Origin of the sequence: Gracilibacillus massiliensis (genome assembly GCF_001458115.1) — a bacterium.
In the GTDB taxonomy this organism is placed as follows: domain Bacteria; phylum Bacillota; class Bacilli; order Bacillales; family Amphibacillaceae; genus Gracilibacillus; species Gracilibacillus massiliensis.
The window spans coordinates 569,044-587,052 of the sequence record NZ_CZRP01000012.1; the positions used below are offsets into that span (position 1 = coordinate 569,044).

An 18,009-nucleotide genomic window follows, 5' to 3' on the forward strand; every position below is an offset into this window, starting at 1 on the left:
TAGGGTGAGGGGGTCTTTAAGTGAAGACCACTTTTGAGAACTTATATGATAATTATCATCAAGATTTGTTTCAATTCGTATTTTATATGGTCAAAGATAAACAACAAACAGAAGATATTGTGCAAGATGTATATATTAGAGTTCTTCATTCTTACGATAATTTTAAAGGAGAAAGCTCCGAAAAAACCTGGTTATTTTCAATAGCTAGACATGTTACGTTTGATTACTTTCGTAAATTAAAACGTAAAAGGAACAGGTTTTTAGAATTTTTTAATTGGGGAGAGGAAGGCGAACAATTACAATCTAGACAGTTTCAACCAGAGGAATATGTATTGTTGGACGATCAAATGAAACAAATATACGATTGTTTAGATCAATGCAGTGAAGATCAGAAGCAAGTTATCATTCTACGATACATACAAGATTTTAACATTAAGGAAACAAGTGAAATATTAGGATGGTCAACCAGCAAGGTAAAAACAACACAACATCGAGCATTAAAAATCCTGCAACACTGTGTACAGACATCTGAAAGAGAGGAGGATGATTATGGTGAAGTCTAAAAACAACGAAGAATATCTAAAAAAACAACTACAAAAAATGCCTAAAGTAGCAGATAACCGCTCAAAAGAAGAAGTGTACCAGCAAATTCTAACTAAAATGAATCAAAGCCAAACTACTCCTTCTATTAAACGCAGAAACAAATGGATTCCAACGATCGCATCTCTAAGTGCTGTTGTAATAGTTCTCATTATTGTTCTAAGTCAAGAAGATTTTTCCAATCAATTTGATCAATCATCCTCTGATATGGAAGAGTCTACAATGGATAAGGCAGCATTGGAAAATTTCGATCAATCGAGTGAATCGTCCGTTTCGGAAGAAGATAGTGATCACAGAGTGAATGACATTAATGAAAATGAAGTTGCACAAGAAGAGAGTATGGAAACAGTAGAGCAATCGTACAACTACTTAATAAATTTCGAATTAATCGATTCTGCGCTTCATACTGCTTTTGTGACAGAGCAAGCGCAATATATCGTTCCACTTACACTAATCAATAGTGATGCAGACGATTATTCAACAAATATGGATCAATTAAATAGACAGATCAATTTACAGCAAAATGGCTTATATGATATTGGGATAAAAGATATGGAATTTGAAACAGAAGAGGATGTTGTCCACGCAGAATTTAAAGATACGTTTCAACTCGAATCAAGTGGTTCTAATCTATTTAACTTTCAGAAAATATTATCGTTTATGTTTAGACCATTAGAAATAAATAATGTGGACTTTGAGAATTACCATCCGGTTCTGGAAGAATTAGGGGCAGTAAATGATACTTTTTCGTTACCAACCATTAGCCAAATACCTTATAAAACCTATCAAAAGGAAAGTGATGCTTCGAAATGGCTTGTGGCGATTACTAATAACCAATATAAAACATTATCTTCTGCTTTAGAAGAAATGAAAAAAAATGAAGCAGAATATCAGGTAAGCGCCAGTATACCGAAGGATGCACGTGTAGAAGTGGAAGATTTGTCAGACGAGAACGTATTTATTTCAATATCTTCTTCAGAGATAGCTGATAATCAATTAACTGTACTCATGATCGAAGCTATATTAGCAACTGCTAATTCATATGGATATCAACAAGTAACAGTAGATATCGGGGTCGAACAAGTGGGGAGATATGATCTAAGCCGTCCATTACGTACAACAAATCAAATCAATGTAGTAGATTTTAATAAATGATGCCAAGAAATATTTATGTTTCTAAATCCAAGAACAATTATGCATTGGATTACGACATGTTTTGAAAATAAACAACCGCTCTGACTGCTTCGTGGAAAAAATGGAGCAGTCAGAGCAGATATTTAACAGATATCCATTTTTAATAGTAAATTTCGGTATCGACTAGATTTTATGTTTTTACAATTACCTTTACAGATTCTGTTGGACAACCTTCTTCTGCATCTAATAACTCCTCTTCTAGTTGACTAGGAACAATTTCTTCAGCCGAGTTATTATCACGTTTTGCGAAAGCTATTCCCTCGTCATCGTAATCAAATAGTTCAGGAGCAGTTGCCCCGCAAACACCACAAGCAATACAGGTTTCTTTATCTATATAAGTACGATATGGCATGTTGAAGCCACTTCCTTTTACGTTTAGTCTTACTATTATTAGAGTATCAAATCACTCAAACTCTTACAATGAACTAGTATTAATTTTTTGCAATGCTTGTTAAAATAGATAGAGTAACTCTTACATAATTAGAGAAATAAAGAAGTGATAGAGGTGAATAAATGTTTAAATACGTTATATTAGATTGCATAAAACGACTGAATAGTGAACGAACAATATATAATATTTATCATTTATTGACTGCGAAAAAATCGACGCAAACAGTACAAGATAGTAATATATTTGGATTAACACGTTATTTTGGTATATACAAGGTCTTAACTAGGGCTGAATTTGACCGTTTTATATCTCATTTAGCAAAGGAAGAATTAGTCGAAGTATCAGATGACCAAACAATCTGTCTTACCGAACGAGGAAGCAATTTATTGAAAGCATTACATGTTAAATTATCGCCATATTTGTTTTTAGATGGTATTCAATATTACGATGCTTCCTACTCTTTTTCCTCACGTTTAATTTTATTCATTCAAACGCTTACTCATATGCATCAGAAAAATCCTACATTTATTCCAATTATAGAAGATGTGAAAGTACAGAAGTTTGTCAAAAAAGTGTGGAAAGATCAGAGCGTAAATTCACTATTATTGCTTGAATTCATCTATCATGATCTGTACAAAGTATTACAAGCATTTCCTAGCGTCTACAGTGCCATTTTTGTAGAACATGTAACAACATTTGAAAAAGTTGGACTTAGTAAAGAACAGCTAGCTACTAAATATAATCTGTCTATTCATGATGTCTACTTATCAATAATGAATACGATTCATTACATATGTCAAAAGATTGAGAAAGAGGAGGATTTTAAGTTTTTAGCAAATCTTTATCCGGATCATTTAAATAACGGTGTGCTTAGTGATTCAGCTTCTAAAACATTGAATTTTCTTAATAAAGGTCTTGTTATTGACGAAATCGTAACGATTCGAAACTTAAAAGAGAATACCATTAAGGATCACATCGTGGAAATCGCTTATATGGATATAATGATAGATTGGAATCAATATATAACAAAACAACAGTATCTCATGATTAAACATGTACTTGATATTGCTGCGACTAAGCGATTAAAAGATATTAAAGCTCAATTACCTGAATCTGTTACGTATTTTCAAATTAAGCTTGTAATGGCATTGGAACAAAGTGGAGGCTATAAATTATGAACAAGTACACATTAGAGGATTATTTGCAATTATATTTTGGTTACTCTTCGTTTCGATCGGGGCAACGGGAAATTATTGAGCACGTATTATCCCAACAAAATGTATTTGCTGTGTTACCTACTGGATCAGGAAAATCCATCTGTTATCAATTACCAGCAATTATTCAGTCGGGAACGGTTATTATTGTATCTCCATTGCTTTCTCTCATGACGGATCAAGTGAAACAATTAAAATCCACAGGATTTAAGCAAGTCGCTGCACTTAATAGTATGCTTTCATGGACAGAGAAAGAAAACATATTAAAAAATCTAGCAAATTATAAATTAATTTACATCTCACCTGAAATGTTACAGAGCGAAAGAGTGTTACAAAAATTATCTCTTTTAAAAGTTGATTTGTTTGTAATCGATGAGGCGCATTGTATCTCCCAATGGGGCCATGAATTTCGTCCGGATTATATGAGAATCAAACAAGCAATTGATCACTTAGATAATCCCACAATTTTGGCTTTAACAGCTACAGCAACGCCAGACGTTCAGCAGGACATTTTAAAAACATTACAGCTAACCGATGCTGAAAAGATCATCTATCCGATGGACAAGCCTAACATTTCATTTGTTGTCGATCGTGTTGAACAAATGAAAGATAAAGAAAACAGAGTTATCGATCTTGTCCAAAAATACAAAGTACCTACACTTATCTATTTCTCTAGTCGAGATGAAGCAACAAAAATCGCAACCACTCTCCAGGCTAAAGTCCCTAACCGTAATATCGCTTATTATCATGGTGGACTAGACAATCAAGACCGTTTGTTGATACAACAACAGTTTATGAATAATCAATTAGATGTTATCTGTTGTACGAATGCATTTGGAATGGGGATAAATAAAAAAGATATTCAACTCATTATTCACTATCATATCCCTACTCAAATCGAGTCGTTTATTCAAGAGGTAGGTAGGGCAGGAAGAGACGGCCAAGAATCTGTTAGTGTGACTCTTTATCATGAAAATGATCCATACATTTCGTTACGCCTTCTTGAAACAGAATTACCGGATATCTCACTAGTTGACTATTTTTTACAAAAAATATATCAATCTGAGATAACATTGAAACAATTAAAAGAAGATTTCATTACACGTTCCGGTGGTATTGAGCCACATTGGCGCTTTTTTAGTTATCAATTAGAAAGAATCGAGATTCTTAGAGAGGGACATTTTATAAGAGAAGCGATTGATTATCAGAAAGCATTGTTAACAATTCAGCGCACTATCGAACGACGACTAACATATAAACATAAAAAAAGACAAGAAATGTTGGAATGGGTTCATTCAGATACTTGTAGGAGAACAAAATTATTTTACCATTTCCAAGACGAAATTCAGACACCTACTTTTATGTGTTGTGATTATTGTGATTTTAAATGGAGTAACTGGCAGCCGAAAACAACTAGAAGTATTGAAACAGATAAAGATTGGAAAGCACTATTAAAGGGTATATTGTATCAAGGAGATAAATACGAAAATGAAACAAGCTGAAATCATAAAACAGTTAACAAGTAAACAATTGAAGCAGCAGGTTTGGTTATCACAATTACTGCTTTTTGTCATTGCTTTACTTTTAACCTATATCCTATTTAATGATTTGTCTACTTTTTGGTCATTATTTAATGTTTCGATTGATGATCTGCTGTTATTTGGAGTGGGAATTGCTATTGTTATTGTAGCAATAGATGTTTTGATAATGAAGATGTTTCCTTCTAAATGGTGGGATGATGGTGGAATCAATCAGAAATTATTTCAAGAGGGCTCATACTTTGAAATTATTAGTATGTGTTTTGTAATAGCGGTTAGTGAAGAATGGTTGTTTAGAGGTGTAATTCAAACCAATTTTGGTATAATTATAGCAAGTACCATTTTTGCAATCATACATGTAAGATATTTATCGAAAATGATTCTTTTTTTATCAGTTATTGGTTTAAGTTTTTTGTTAGGTTTCGTTTATGAATGGACAAATAGTCTAACTGTTGTCATAACGTTACATTTTTTAATCGATGTTTTGTTAGCAATTATGATAAGAACATGGAGGTTTCGTAATGCATCAAAATTATAAAGAAGATCAAGCATCATCGCTACGAAATCAAATAAATACGGATCAAACGAAACATGAAATTGACTCACTTCCTTCGAGAAAGGAGGTTCATAAGTCAACTAAGAAAAAAAACAAATGGAAGCTTTCTTTTCCGTTTATTCGCTTTATCTTATTATTGTTTATTGTAATTATCCTTTTATTATTAACGATTAAGTTTTGGGGAGAGGAGTATTTATCTTCTGCTGAAACAGAAGATTCTGATCAACGAGTAGAACAAGTTTTTATCAAATTAAATCAATCGAACACTAGTATTAATAGTCCCAAAGTTGAGGAGCAGTCAATTACTACTCATGAAGTAGAACGAATGGATACGTTATTTTCCATTTCGGAAAAATACTACGGAACAAGTGAATATGTAAAAGAGATCATAGATGCTAATCAATTAGAAAACCATACATTGATAGTGGGTGAAGAAATAATAATTCCAAATCTTGAAAATAGATAACGATCAAGAAAAGCTAACTTCTGACGTGTATCTATTTATCAAAGCGGCTATTTAGGTGTAAAACATTTTAACATTAACATACATTACGTTTCTTAAAAGGATACCAGAAACTGATTCAAAAGAGTTTTATGCCTATTAGGGAGATATTGTGTAATAAGTGATGTGGTGATTTTGAGATGTTTATTTACTAAATATCCGCTCCGGCTGCCCACTTCCCTTTTACCACGGGCACAAGTGCAACATCTACTCAAGTAAGCTTTCGTAGTGTTTTCTATGCAGTGGTTTTTTCCCTTCAGCTAACTTTTCCAAGCAAAGATCGCTTGAAAAAGTGGATCTTCAGGTAAAAAGTTACCACAGGAGTGAAAGTGGGCGGCCTGCGCTAATATATTTGTTATACAACTACTGTGACATATAGTATTTTGATCTGTTACTCCAATCAACGCTTTTTACACATGAGAGAAATAGCATAATGCTACCTCATACTAGCGTTTAATAATATCAATTTAGCGTAGGAGTAGAAGCGGATAAGCCGTAGCTATTGCTAAGCAGTATTATGCTCTCAAAATCACTACACTGCACATAAATATACTTCTTAGCATTCCTTATATTACACAATAATACATGTTGCATCGTTCGTGTTTTCGGTTTAAATAAATATTTGTGTCCCAGTCTCTTTTTAAATTAAAATACTTTTTTGCGATCACGTTCTTCTTTTAAAATCTCGACTGCTTCGTGGAAACGTTGTGAATGAATAATTTCTCTTTCTCGCAAAAATTTTAGTGAATCATTAATCCAGGGATCATCCGAGATATCGATAATCCATTGATAAGTAGCTCGTGCCTTTTCTTCAGCTGCAATATCTTCATATAAATCAGCTATAGGATCACCCTTAGCTTGGATATAGGTGGCAGTCCAAGGAGAGCCAGCTGCGTTTTGATAATATAATGCATGATCGTGGTTTACAAAGTGAGCACCAAGACCGGCTTCTACAAGTTGCTCAGGTGTTGCATCTTTCGTAAGTTTATAAATCATGGTTGCAATCATTTCCAAATGAGCAAATTCTTCTGTTCCGATATCATTTAATAAACCAACCACTTTATCAGGAATCGTATAACGTTGATTTAAGTAGCGTAATGCGGCTGATAATTCCCCGTCTGCACCACCATATTGTTCAATTAAATATTTAGCTAGTCTAGGATTACATTCACTTACTTTAACTGGATATTGTAGTTTTTTCTCATAATACCACACTGTTTCATTCCCTCCTTTCTATACTTGCCAAGGCCATGGAGCTTCTTTCCAATCCCAAGGATAATTAGAAAAACTTTGACCGAATTGCATTAAAGGTCCAAATTGCTTTTCGAATGTGTTTTTCAATTGTCTACTCTCATATGCAGCTTGATTAAACTGTTTAATTGCCTCTAAGTCATCAGGGTGTGTGTCGAGATATAAAGTAAGCTCAACCAAGACAAAATCGACAGCCTGAATTTGTTCCAATAATTGATAATAACTATCCGGCATTTGTTTTTGATGTGTCATTCGTTTGTGTCACCTCTTTTCAACAGATAAGGATCATACAAACCTGGCCACAAAGTCCCTGTATACAGGGCTTCTCTTGCGGTAGGGAATTGTTCAGCATTTTTTGGTTGATAAGTTATATATAAATTTGGGGGAGTCGAATAACATTTTTTTAGTACTGGTTTACAAGGGTCGAATCTACTAACATATGGTGAGTAACATTTTACCATTGTATACGTCATATTGGTCTCCTTTCGGTTATACAAATAATTTGTAAGCTTCATCTTCATTTTATGGATCAATATCTTGTCCTATTACAACTACAAGGATGTTAATTTCACTTTATTTCTAGTTCGTTGTATACTGTTTTTAGTATTTGTAAGAGTTGAGGAGTGAAAAAAGTTGCAAAAAGGATATATCGATTTACAAGAAATGATGTTTGAATTATTAAATAAAATGGGCTATCCCGATGAAATATATGAACTATTAAAGGAACCAACAAAAACGACTAAAGTAAGAATTCCAGTCAGAATGGATGACGATTCCGTTAAGATATTTACAGGATTTCGAACAATGCATCATGATGTATTTGGAATAACTCAAGGAAATGTTCATTTTCGACCTGACTTAACAGAAGAGGAAATCTCACAATTAGCGATATTACGAAGTGTCAAAACAAGTAACATGCAAATACCCTTAGGTGGAAGTAGTGGAGGGGTTGTTTGTGATGTTAGAGAACTATCCTACCGTGAACTGGAGCGCGTATGCAGAGGGTACATTCGCGCTATTCAACGAGTGATTGGTCCGGATGTCGATGTACTATCCTCTGACGCATCGATTGATCCGCAAATAATGGCTTGGATGATGGATGAATATAGTTTGTTAAATACACATACGAATCCGAACTTTATAACTGGTAAGCCTGTTGTATTGGGTGGGATTAAAAATAAAGAAACGGCAATTGAAAAAGGGATACTCTCGACAATCCAATCATTATTACAGGATGATAAGCAACAACGTCAAGGTATTATGATTCATGGTGTTGGCCGGGTTGGTAGTTATTTGGCTACATCGCTCCATCTATTAGGTTATAAGATCATCGGTATCTCGGACCCACAGGGTGCAGTATACAATTCTGCTGGTCTAGATGTACCAAATATTTTAAGTAAAAAGGATAACTTCGGATTAGTTACTAAGTCCATTCCTGAAAGTATTGATTTGGATTCTTTTCTACAAAAGGAATGTGATATGTTGGTGTTAACTGCGAGAGGCGAACAAATCACTAGTGAAACAGCAGATCGAATAAACGCGAATGTGATATTAGAAACGATTACAAATTCGATTGAGAAATCAGCCTTAGAGATTTTATTTAAAAAACAAGTTTCAATTATTCCTGAAGTGTTAACAACCACAGGTGGAATTATTTATGCTTATTTAGAATGGCTTGAGTACAAACAAGGAATTAAATATACAGAAGAAGAAGTCAACCGTAGACTGCATGCCATTATCCATGAAGCAATCAAACAAGTTCGCTATATTTCTGAAAATAAACATGTTAATATATATATGGCAAGCTATATGGTCGGTTTAAAAAATCAAGCTGAAGCCATTCGTTTTAGAGGATGGATCTAATCATAAAGAACGTAGTAAATGAAGGAGTGTTTGTACAAAATGCAACAAGAAAAAGCTATTATTATTGGTGCAGGTCCGTGTGGTATGTCTGCAGCAATTGAATTACAAAATATCGGCATCGACCCACTAATTATCGAAAAAGGAAATATTGTTGATTCTATTTATAAATACCCTACCCATCAAACCTTTTTCAGTTCTAGTGATAAATTAGAAGTTGGTGATGTGGCATTCGTAACTGAAAAAAATAAACCAGTAAGAAATCAAGCTTTAGCTTATTATCGAACTGTAGCTATTCGAAAAAAATTAAGAATTAATAGCTTTGAAGAAGTGACAAGTATTATAAAGGAAAATAATCAATTTACAATACAAACAATTAATCAACATAAGGAGAAATATACCTATCAAAGTACATATTGTATTGTTGCGACCGGGTATTATGGTCAACCAAATTATATGGGAATAAAAGGTGAAGAATTAGAAAAGGTTTTTCATTATTTTAAAGAGGCTCATCCTTTCTATCAACAAGATGTAACTGTGATAGGTGGGAAAAATTCAGCTGTCGATGCGACGATCGAGTTACATAAGGCTGGTGCTAATGTGACGGTGTTATACCGAGGAAATGACTATTCACCAAGTGTTAAGCCATGGATATTACCTGAGTTTGCTTCCTTAGTGAAACACGGCAAAGTCAAAATGGAGTTTAACGCTACAGTAGAAGAGATCACAGAACATAAATTAATTTATCAAGTTGATAATGAAAGAAAAACGATAAAGAACGATTATGTATTCGCCATGACAGGGTATCAACCTAATCAAAGATTTTTAAAACAAATTGGGATTGCGATAGATGCTGAAACAGGAAAACCAGAATTTAACGATCAGACGATGGAAACGAATATAAATGACGTATTTATTGCAGGGGTAATTGCTGCTGGATATGATAATAATGGGATATTTATTGAAAATGGACGATTTCACGGTGGCTTAATAGCGAAAGCTATCGAAGAGAAAGAACAGGTATAAATACAAAACTTTGAAATGGAATTTCTGTTAATTCAAATCCATTTTAGTGAAGCAACTGGTATATAGAGTATCATTTTAATTCCAGTTGCTTCACTTAGTTAGTTTCTAAAACAAAGTAAGGTTTTAGTCTCGAAATGCCGTCATTATTTCTCGTTGTGATGCGTCGTTTTCTAGTAATAGCATTAATTTCAAGCGTGCCTTCGGTCCATTCAAGTGATTGGCAAAAATGACACCATCTTCAAGTAATGCTCGACCACCACCTTTATAATGGTAAGTTGGTTGTACGATACCTTTGTAACAACGGGAAACAAATAACACGGTTACCCCTTTTTTTATTAGTTTTTTAATAGTTGGTACTAGGGTCGGTGGAATATTCCCTTGCCCCAATGCTTCAATGATGATACCTTCAATGTTAGTAGACAAAATATATTCCAATAATTCATTATCCATTCCTGCATATGCTTTTAACAAAATTACTTTTTTAGTAAGTGATGAAACAGAAATTATTTCATCTTGATAGGTTTTTTGATAGAAATAAATATCTTGTTTCGTTACAATACCAACCGGGCCAAATTGAGGACTCTGGAATGTCGAAACATTACTTGTAGCAGTTTTCGTTACATATTGTGCTGTATGGATTTCATCGTTCATCACAATCAATACACCGCGGTTACTTGCTTTTGGATTTGACGCTACTCGAATAGCGCAAATCAAATTATATAGCCCATCTGAACCAATCTCATTACTTGAACGCATTGCACCAGTAAAAACAATGGGAATACATGATTTAATAGATAAATCTATAAAATAAGAAGTTTCTTCTAAGGTGTCTGTACCATGAGTTATAACAATACCATTGTATAAATTGGTTTCAATCTTCTCCTGAATAAACTTGGTTAATTGTAACATTTGTTCAGGAGTAATATGTGGGGAAGGCAAATGAAATAATTGAACTTCTTCAATAGGAAACGAGTGAAGAGCTTCCATTTTTGATAATGGATGTGCATCTGTTTCGACAACGCTTCCTTGAGGATTTTCTTTCATTGAAATAGTACCGCCAGTGTGAATAATTAAAGTTTTTTTCATGATGTGACCAACTTTCTTTTTTGGTTTGACATATATCTCTATGGATAGTATCCCATATTTTAGTGAAGTTAGAAAGTAGGTGGATTATTGTTTGCTCTTATCTCGGTTTCTATTGCTCCAGCATTTGCATTGCTATCATTCTTTTACTTGAAAGATGAATATGAACTTGAACCTATTTTTGCTATTTTTCGGACATTTTTATATGGAGCATTATTAGTATTTCCAATCATGTTCATTCAGTATGCATTTCAAGAAGAAGGTGTTGCGCAATCACTCTTTTTACAGTCCTATTTTATATATGGTCTTTTTGAAGAGTTCTTTAAATGGTTCATATTCATTTTTACAACATATAAATATTCCAAATTTAATAGCGTTTATGATGGAATTGTCTACGGCGTTTCTATTAGCTTAGGATTTGCGACAGTTGAAAATATTCTTTATTTGTTTGCACATGGTATCGAATTTGCCATTAGTCGAGCAATATTTCCAGTCTCGTCCCATGCATTATTTGGCGTAATTATGGGCTATTATTTGGGAAGGGCGAAGTTTGCAACTAATCGTGGTACTCCTTATTTATTAATTGCTTTACTTTTACCTACTTTTCTACATGGCACTTACGATTTTATTATCGAAAGTATCCAGGGGCAATGGATCTATGGCTTAATTCCTTTTATGGTACTACTCTGGCTTTTAAGCTTAAGAAAAGTAAAAATTGCAAACGAAATAAGCCAAACTCCAACATGATAAATTGTAAACTGTTATTTAACTTGAATAACTTAACATCATAAATGACATGAACTGAAATCCAGAAGATGATATAAATTCTACGATTAGAATTCAACATCTTTTGGATTTTTTAATGGATATCAGCAAAGATATAATCGTTTTTTGTATACCCTCAAAGTTTTAATGAATAATTTTCAATATTTATTAAAAGCTATCCATAATAAGATGTGATTTAGAGTAAGTTTGGAGGTTACCTTTCATGATGAAAAAGATAACAATATGTATATTTACCTTTGTGATTTGTTCTGTGTTCTTAATGAGTGTCGATGACATTAAGGTGAGGGCGTTCTCCGATCAAGTCATTCAACAGGGAGCAACCGGTGATGATGTAATCGAGTTACAAGCGAGATTGCAGTTTTTAGGTTTTTATAACGGTGATATTGATGGTGTATTCGGATGGGGAACATATTGGGCACTTCGTAATTTTCAATATGAATTCGGTATGGAAATTGATGGTATGGCTGGACAATCAACTAAACAAAAACTGGAAAAGGCAAGCGAATTTGATAAAAGTTATGTTCATCAGCAAATTCAACAAGGAAAAAAATTCACACACTATGGAGGAGTAGATAAACAAAAACAAACAGAACCAAGTCCAAATAAGACAGGTCAATCAGAATCAAATAAACAAGCACCTAATAATAATCAAAAGCGAGACCAACAAGAATCAGATCAACAACAAAATCAAGAACAACCAGCAGCTACTGAGGAAGATTTAGAACCAACTGCTGTAAACATACCACAGGGATTTTCTCAAAATGATATTCAAATAATGGCAAACGCTGTGTATGGGGAGGCTAGAGGTGAACCATTTGAGGGACAAGTTGCTGTGGCTTCCGTTATTTTAAATAGAGTGGAAAGCTCAACTTTTCCTAATACTGTATCAGGAGTTATTTTTGAACCTCGTGCTTTTACAGCTGTAGCTGATGGACAGATTTGGTTAACACCAAACGAATCCGCTAAAAGAGCAGTTTTAGATGCGATTAATGGTTGGGATCCAACAGGAGAGGCTTTGTACTACTTTAATCCAGATACTGCAACTTCAGGTTGGATTTGGTCTCGACCACAAATTAAACGAATAGGGAAACATATATTCTGTATGTAATAATTGGAGGTGAGAACGTGTTTCGATGGACACTTATAACAATTCTGAGTTTAGCAATCATTGGCGTATCTGTTTGGGGATATCAAGAACATCAAGAAAAAAATGCGATTCTGATCCAAGCAGAGAATAATTATCAACGTTCCTTTCATGGTTTGACATATAATTTAGACTTGCTTCATGACAAGATTGGTTCAACATTAGCTATGAATTCACGAAAACAATTATCTCCTCAATTAGCTGAGATATGGAGGCTAACGTCTATGGCTCATAACGATGTTGGTCAGCTACCGTTAACCTTAATGCCATTTAATAAAACCGAAGAATTTTTATCGGAAATGGGTGATTTTAGCTATCGCACTGCTATCAGAGACCTCGATAAAGAGCCGCTGTCAGAAGATGAAGTAGCGACATTAGAATCTTTATACGAAATATCTGGTGACATTGAATCCGAACTTAGAAAAGTTCAAAACATGGCATTAAATGAAAACCTTCGATGGATGGACGTCCAATTAGCATTAGTAAATAATGATCAGCAAGCGGATAATACAATAATTGATGGCTTTAAAACGGTAGAAAAAACCGTTGAAGGATTCTCGGAAGGAAAATTAAATGCAACTTTAATGGGAACATCTAGCAAGAAAGATGGTTTTACCAGTCTTGGTAAAGAAAAAGTCTCAGAGCAAGAAGCGAAAAAGAAAATGCGATCATTACTCCGAATAGACAACGATACGGAATTAACCGTTGCAAGCACAGGAGAAGGTGCAAATATACCTTTATATAGTGGTTCATTTAAACAAGAAAATAAATCTGGATATATTGATGTTACGCAACAAGGAGGACATCCGATTTCATTAATGATAAATCGAGAAGTTTCTGAATCAAAAATAAGTTTACATGAAGCTATGAAAAATGCAAAACAGTATTTAAAGGATATCGATTATACTAGCGATTTAGCAATGGTCGAAAGTAATCAATATGATCATGTTGGCGTTTTTCAATTTGTACCACAATATGAAGATGTCTGGATTTACCCAGATGCAATTCAGATAAAGGTTGCTCTGGATAATGGCGAAGTTTTAGGCTTTGTTGCAAAAGATTATCTAGAAAAAAACCATGAAAGAGAAATACCTAAAGCCAAAATTTCGGAAAAAGAAGCAAGAGAAAGCGTAAATTCTAATTTAAAAATTGAAGAACATCACTTAGCGATTACAGAAAATGATCTAGGAGAAGAAATACTAACGTATGTATTCCTAGGCACTTTGAATCAGGATACCTATAAAATATTTATCGATGCTTCTAATGGAGATGAAGTCAGAGTAGACAAACTAAAGCAAGCAGAAATCAAATATTAAAAAGTATGAAAGAAGGACTTCCCCTTCTTTCTTTTTTTTGAGATAATAAATATGCTTTATCCATTATTTTTCTATATCTAATTCAAAATTCCTAGCAAAGAAAAGAGGATGAACATTGATTAAAATCGGTACTTTTTTACAGATTGAAGAAAATAAGACTTTTTATAAATGCCGGGTTATTAACACGAAAAATAATAAATTATATATAGATTATCCTATTAATGAAGATACCAATCAGACAGAGTTGTTTTCAGTTGGTACTTTGTTTCAGGTTAGTTTTATTGAAAATAATTCGGTTTATAGTTTTAATAGTGAGATCATTGGAAAGGGAAAAGTGAAAAATATTCCTACTTTAATATTATCCTTTGATCAGGAGAAGCTAAAAAAAATTCAACGAAGAGAATTTGTGCGAATTGAGGCATTATTAGATGTTTCAGTTAAAAGTAAAATAAGCTCACGATCGTTCACTTCTGTTACACATGACATTAGTGGTGGTGGTTTGTCTATTATCGTTGACACCGACAACTCTTTACAGGAAAATGAACTAGTTGATTTGATGTTAGTCTTACCTCTCGATAATAAAATAGAGTATTTACATATCATAGGTAAAACCGTTAGAATACATGAGAGAAAAGAAAAAAATAATCTAGTATCAATTAAATTTGAAGAAATCAATCCTCATGATCAACAATTAATTGTTCGTTTTGGCTTTCTAAAACAATTACAAGCTCGTCAAAAAGGATTGTCATCGTAAAAGTAAATGGAAGGATTGAAATAATAATGAGCAATAGAAAATTATCCATTGCAATAGATGGACCTGCAGCAGCAGGAAAAAGCACTGTGGCAAAGATCGTAGCGAAAAAGTTAGGATATGTATATATCGATACAGGTGCCATGTATCGCACTTTAACCTATTCTGTACTTCATCACCACATTGATATCAATAAATCAGAGAAAGTTGTACAGCATTTAAAAGAAATAGCAATCGATATTAATGCCCAACAAGAAGTGTTTTTAAATACTCAGAACGTAACAGAAGACATAAGATCTGATGCAGTTACTCAAAATGTTTCCGCCATTGCATCGATTGCAGATGTGCGATCGATCATGGTGCAAAGACAACAAAAGTTAGCACAAAATAGAGAAGTGGTGATGGATGGAAGAGATATTGGTACACATGTTATCCCAGATGCCGAGATTAAAATCTTTTTAGTTGCCAGTGTTTCAGAACGTGCCAAAAGAAGACATGAAGAAAACGAAAAGAAAGGTTTTCCATCAAATCTTGCACAAATAGAAAATGACATAAAACTTAGAGATAAAATGGATTCGGAGCGAAAAGTTTCCCCACTTAAGAAAGCAGAAGATGCTATTGAGATTGATACCACTTCTCTATCCATTCAAGAAGTTGCAGAAAAAATTTTAGCTTTAGTTAATACAAATTAAGGAGTTAAGAAAATGAGCTTTTATCGATTTGCCAAAAATGTGGTTAAGCTAGTTCTAAAACCTAAATACAAAGTAATAGCAAAAGGTACAGAAAATATCCCTAAAGAAGGCCCGGTAATCATATGTTCTAATCATATCTCTAATTATGATCCACCTATAGTTGGTATTACTTGTCCACGCGATATTCATTTTTTAGCAAAGGAAGAATTGTTTAAAAATAAATTATTCGGATATATATTACATAAGGTACATGCATTTCCTATTAAACGCGGAATGAAAGATAGAAACGCATTACGTAAAGGCTTAGAAGTTTTAAAAGACGGTCATGTACTAGGTTTATTTCCCGAAGGAACCAGAAGTAAAAATGGTGAATTAAAAAGAGGTCTTGCTGGTGCAGGTTTTTTTGCATTACGCTCAAAAGCAACTGTTATTCCTTGTGCGATTATTGGTGAGTATAAAAGCAAAGAACCACTTCAGGTGGTATACGGAATGCCAGTAGATATGGAGTCACTTAGGAAAAATAAACGTTCAGCTCAAGAAGTGACAGATGCTATTATGGAAGATATTAAAAAAATTAAAGAAAAACAACCAGTTTAATATATATAACTTGACAAATCATGCTAAATGTTAGAAGTTAGAAAAAAGCACATTAAACTTTTTTGTGTTGGAAATCGAAGGAGGTCTTTGTCATGGACGAAATGAATCAAGAAATTTCTGAAATTAAGGAGCTTTCAGTAGGAGATATCGTACAAGGAAAAGTAGTAAAGGTTGAAGAGAAACATGTTCTTGTAGATATAGGACATAAAGTCGAAGGAATAGTTCCAATTAGTGAACTTTCAGCATTGCGCATTGAAACTGCCAATGATGTTGTTAGTGAAGGTGACGAGTTGGAATTACAAGTGAAAAAAGTAGAAGACGAAGAGATCGTATTGTCTAAAAAAGCAGTTATTGCAGAAAAAGCTTGGGAAGATCTTAAAGAAAAATTCGAAAATGATGAAATTATTAATGCTACCGTTCGCGATGTAGTAAAAGGTGGTCTTGTAGTAGATGTTGGTGTTAGAGGGTTTATTCCTGCTTCACTTGTCGAAACACACTATGTAGAAGATTTTGCTGATTATCAAGATCAATCATTAACGTTAAAAATTGTGGAATTAGATAAAGAACAAAACAGAATTATTTTGTCACATCGTGCCGTTATCGAACAAGAAGCACAAGAGAAAAAGAAAACATTACTAGATTCAATTGAAGAAGGACAAGAAATAGAAGGTACGGTTCAACGAATTACTGATTTCGGTGTGTTTGTTGATATTGGTGGATTAGATGGCTTAGTACATATTTCACAATTAGCACACTCACATGTAGAAAAAGCATCTGATTTGGTATCTGAAGGAGATAGTTTGCGAGTAAAAGTACTATCAGTCGATAAAGAAAATGAAAGAGTTTCTTTATCTCACAAAGCTACTCAACCAGGACCATGGGATAATATTGAAGAAAAAATTGCTGTAAATGATGTAGTAGAAGGTACGGTGAAGCGATTGGTAAACTTCGGTGCTTTCGTTGAAGTTTTACCTGGCGTTGAAGGACTCGTACACATTTCTCAGATTTCTACAGAGCATATTGGGACGCCTGGTGAGGTTTTAGAAGTCGATCAAAAAGTGAACGTAAAAGTCTTAGAAGTGAGTGGTTCCGATAAGCGAATTTCTCTAAGTATTAAAGAAATAGAAGAAGAGCGTAACCAACGAGAAATTAAACAATACGAAAGTGACGACGATCAATCCGGTTTTCAACTAGGAGATATGATCGGTGATAAATTAGACAAATACAAAAACGATTAAACCAAAAACATGCTACTTTTACGTAGCATGTTTTTTTATCTGCAAAATCAGTTGATGAGCTAAAGTAGGACAATACTACACTATTTTTTTAGTAATTATGAGATATTATATGTGCTTTGCAATCGCTCCGGCTTGTCCGCTAACTTTGGTAAGCAAAGACCACTTACAAAAGTGGATCTTCGGATAAAAACTTCCCGCAGGAGTAGAAGCGGACGCCTGCGCTTTTTTATACTCTGCAACTCAAGCAAAAATAATCATGTTGACGTATTT

At 33.8% G+C, this 18,009-nt stretch carries 20 protein-coding genes; 15 read left to right on the top strand and 5 right to left on the bottom strand.

From position 1 onward, the window contains the following. Positions 1 to 20: 20 nt before the first annotated feature. The gene (locus BN3107_RS10355) at positions 21 to 563 is read left to right on the top strand and encodes an RNA polymerase sigma factor SigX (RefSeq protein WP_058307548.1); all 543 of its coding nucleotides are present in this window, start codon (positions 21 to 23) and stop codon (positions 561 to 563) included. Continuing rightward, positions 550 to 1,755, top strand: a complete 1,206-nt coding sequence (locus tag BN3107_RS10360; protein WP_058307549.1) for a hypothetical protein — start codon at positions 550 to 552, stop codon at positions 1,753 to 1,755. The genes BN3107_RS10355 and BN3107_RS10360 overlap by 14 nt, the downstream gene beginning before the upstream one ends. Positions 1,756 to 1,924: 169 nt before the next feature. On the opposite strand, the gene BN3107_RS10365 is transcribed toward BN3107_RS10360, so the two are convergent. Beyond that, positions 1,925 to 2,146: a ferredoxin gene (locus BN3107_RS10365; RefSeq protein WP_058307550.1), complete on the bottom strand. Its 222-nt coding sequence runs from the start codon at positions 2,144 to 2,146 to the stop codon at positions 1,925 to 1,927. 161 nt (positions 2,147 to 2,307) lie between these two features. Between BN3107_RS10365 and BN3107_RS10370 the strand changes: the two genes are divergently transcribed. From BN3107_RS10370 to BN3107_RS10385, 4 genes are read left to right on the top strand one after another with little or no spacing between them, the layout of a single operon-like run. Then, entirely contained in the window at positions 2,308 to 3,363 is a 1,056-nt protein-coding gene (locus tag BN3107_RS10370) for a helix-turn-helix domain-containing protein (RefSeq protein ID WP_058307551.1), read from the top strand. After that, on the top strand, positions 3,360 to 4,901 hold the full coding sequence (locus BN3107_RS10375; protein WP_058307552.1) for a RecQ family ATP-dependent DNA helicase: 1,542 nt from the start codon (positions 3,360 to 3,362) through the stop codon (positions 4,899 to 4,901). The genes BN3107_RS10370 and BN3107_RS10375 overlap by 4 nt, the downstream gene beginning before the upstream one ends. Then, the gene (locus BN3107_RS10380) at positions 4,888 to 5,475 is read left to right on the top strand and encodes a CPBP family intramembrane glutamic endopeptidase (protein WP_058307553.1); all 588 of its coding nucleotides are present in this window, start codon (positions 4,888 to 4,890) and stop codon (positions 5,473 to 5,475) included. Before BN3107_RS10375 ends, BN3107_RS10380 begins: the two co-directional genes overlap by 14 nt. After that, on the top strand, positions 5,459 to 5,959 hold the full coding sequence (locus BN3107_RS10385) for a LysM peptidoglycan-binding domain-containing protein (RefSeq protein ID WP_058307554.1): 501 nt from the start codon (positions 5,459 to 5,461) through the stop codon (positions 5,957 to 5,959). The genes BN3107_RS10380 and BN3107_RS10385 overlap by 17 nt, the downstream gene beginning before the upstream one ends. A 681-nt stretch (positions 5,960 to 6,640) precedes the next feature. On the opposite strand, the gene BN3107_RS10390 is transcribed toward BN3107_RS10385, so the two are convergent. Genes BN3107_RS10390 through BN3107_RS10400 form a run of 3 tightly spaced genes read right to left on the bottom strand, consistent with a single transcriptional unit; the run spans position 6,641 to position 7,767 of the window. Continuing rightward, entirely contained in the window at positions 6,641 to 7,210 is a 570-nt protein-coding gene (locus BN3107_RS10390; RefSeq protein ID WP_058307555.1) for a manganese catalase family protein, read from the bottom strand. A gap of 18 nt (positions 7,211 to 7,228) precedes the next feature. Further along, positions 7,229 to 7,498, bottom strand: coding sequence for a spore coat protein CotJB (locus tag BN3107_RS10395; RefSeq protein WP_058307556.1), 270 nt, complete (start codon positions 7,496 to 7,498; stop codon positions 7,229 to 7,231). Beyond that, positions 7,495 to 7,767, bottom strand: a complete 273-nt coding sequence (locus tag BN3107_RS10400) for a spore coat associated protein CotJA (protein ID WP_392389060.1) — start codon at positions 7,765 to 7,767, stop codon at positions 7,495 to 7,497. Before BN3107_RS10400 ends, BN3107_RS10395 begins: the two co-directional genes overlap by 4 nt. Positions 7,768 to 7,879: 112 nt before the next feature. Here BN3107_RS10400 and BN3107_RS10405 point away from each other — a divergent pair, with 112 nt between their 5' ends. Then, on the top strand, positions 7,880 to 9,109 hold the full coding sequence (locus BN3107_RS10405) for a Glu/Leu/Phe/Val family dehydrogenase (protein WP_058307558.1): 1,230 nt from the start codon (positions 7,880 to 7,882) through the stop codon (positions 9,107 to 9,109). A 39-nt stretch (positions 9,110 to 9,148) separates the two neighbouring features. Further along, on the top strand, positions 9,149 to 10,132 hold the full coding sequence (locus BN3107_RS10410) for a YpdA family putative bacillithiol disulfide reductase (RefSeq protein ID WP_058307559.1): 984 nt from the start codon (positions 9,149 to 9,151) through the stop codon (positions 10,130 to 10,132). Between the two features lie 123 nt (positions 10,133 to 10,255). On the opposite strand, the gene BN3107_RS10415 is transcribed toward BN3107_RS10410, so the two are convergent. Further along, the gene (locus BN3107_RS10415) at positions 10,256 to 11,218 is read right to left on the bottom strand and encodes an asparaginase (RefSeq protein ID WP_058307560.1); all 963 of its coding nucleotides are present in this window, start codon (positions 11,216 to 11,218) and stop codon (positions 10,256 to 10,258) included. 87 nt (positions 11,219 to 11,305) lie between these two features. Between BN3107_RS10415 and prsW the strand changes: the two genes are divergently transcribed. The 7 genes from prsW to rpsA all read left to right on the top strand — a co-directional run bounded on the left by prsW (position 11,306) and on the right by rpsA (position 17,739). Next, positions 11,306 to 11,962, top strand: coding sequence for a glutamic-type intramembrane protease PrsW (prsW, locus tag BN3107_RS10420; protein WP_058307561.1), 657 nt, complete (start codon positions 11,306 to 11,308; stop codon positions 11,960 to 11,962). A gap of 241 nt (positions 11,963 to 12,203) precedes the next feature. Further along, positions 12,204 to 13,109, top strand: coding sequence for a spore cortex-lytic enzyme (sleB, locus tag BN3107_RS10425; protein ID WP_058307562.1), 906 nt, complete (start codon positions 12,204 to 12,206; stop codon positions 13,107 to 13,109). Positions 13,110 to 13,126: 17 nt separating this feature from the next. Further along, positions 13,127 to 14,461: a germination protein YpeB gene (gene ypeB / locus BN3107_RS10430; protein WP_058307563.1), complete on the top strand. Its 1,335-nt coding sequence runs from the start codon at positions 13,127 to 13,129 to the stop codon at positions 14,459 to 14,461. 115 nt (positions 14,462 to 14,576) lie between these two features. Further along, on the top strand, positions 14,577 to 15,215 hold the full coding sequence (locus BN3107_RS10435) for a flagellar brake protein (RefSeq protein ID WP_058307564.1): 639 nt from the start codon (positions 14,577 to 14,579) through the stop codon (positions 15,213 to 15,215). A gap of 26 nt (positions 15,216 to 15,241) precedes the next feature. Continuing rightward, positions 15,242 to 15,904 carry a (d)CMP kinase gene (gene cmk, locus BN3107_RS10440; protein WP_058307565.1) on the top strand — a complete coding sequence of 221 codons (663 nt, stop codon included), beginning with the start codon at positions 15,242 to 15,244 and terminating at the stop codon, positions 15,902 to 15,904. 12 nt (positions 15,905 to 15,916) lie between these two features. Beyond that, entirely contained in the window at positions 15,917 to 16,501 is a 585-nt protein-coding gene (locus BN3107_RS10445; RefSeq protein WP_058307566.1) for a lysophospholipid acyltransferase family protein, read from the top strand. Between the two features lie 92 nt (positions 16,502 to 16,593). Next, a complete protein-coding gene (gene rpsA, locus BN3107_RS10450; RefSeq protein ID WP_058307567.1) occupies positions 16,594 to 17,739 on the top strand; it encodes a 30S ribosomal protein S1 in 1,146 nt (381 codons plus the stop codon). Positions 17,740 to 18,009 lie beyond the last annotated feature (270 nt).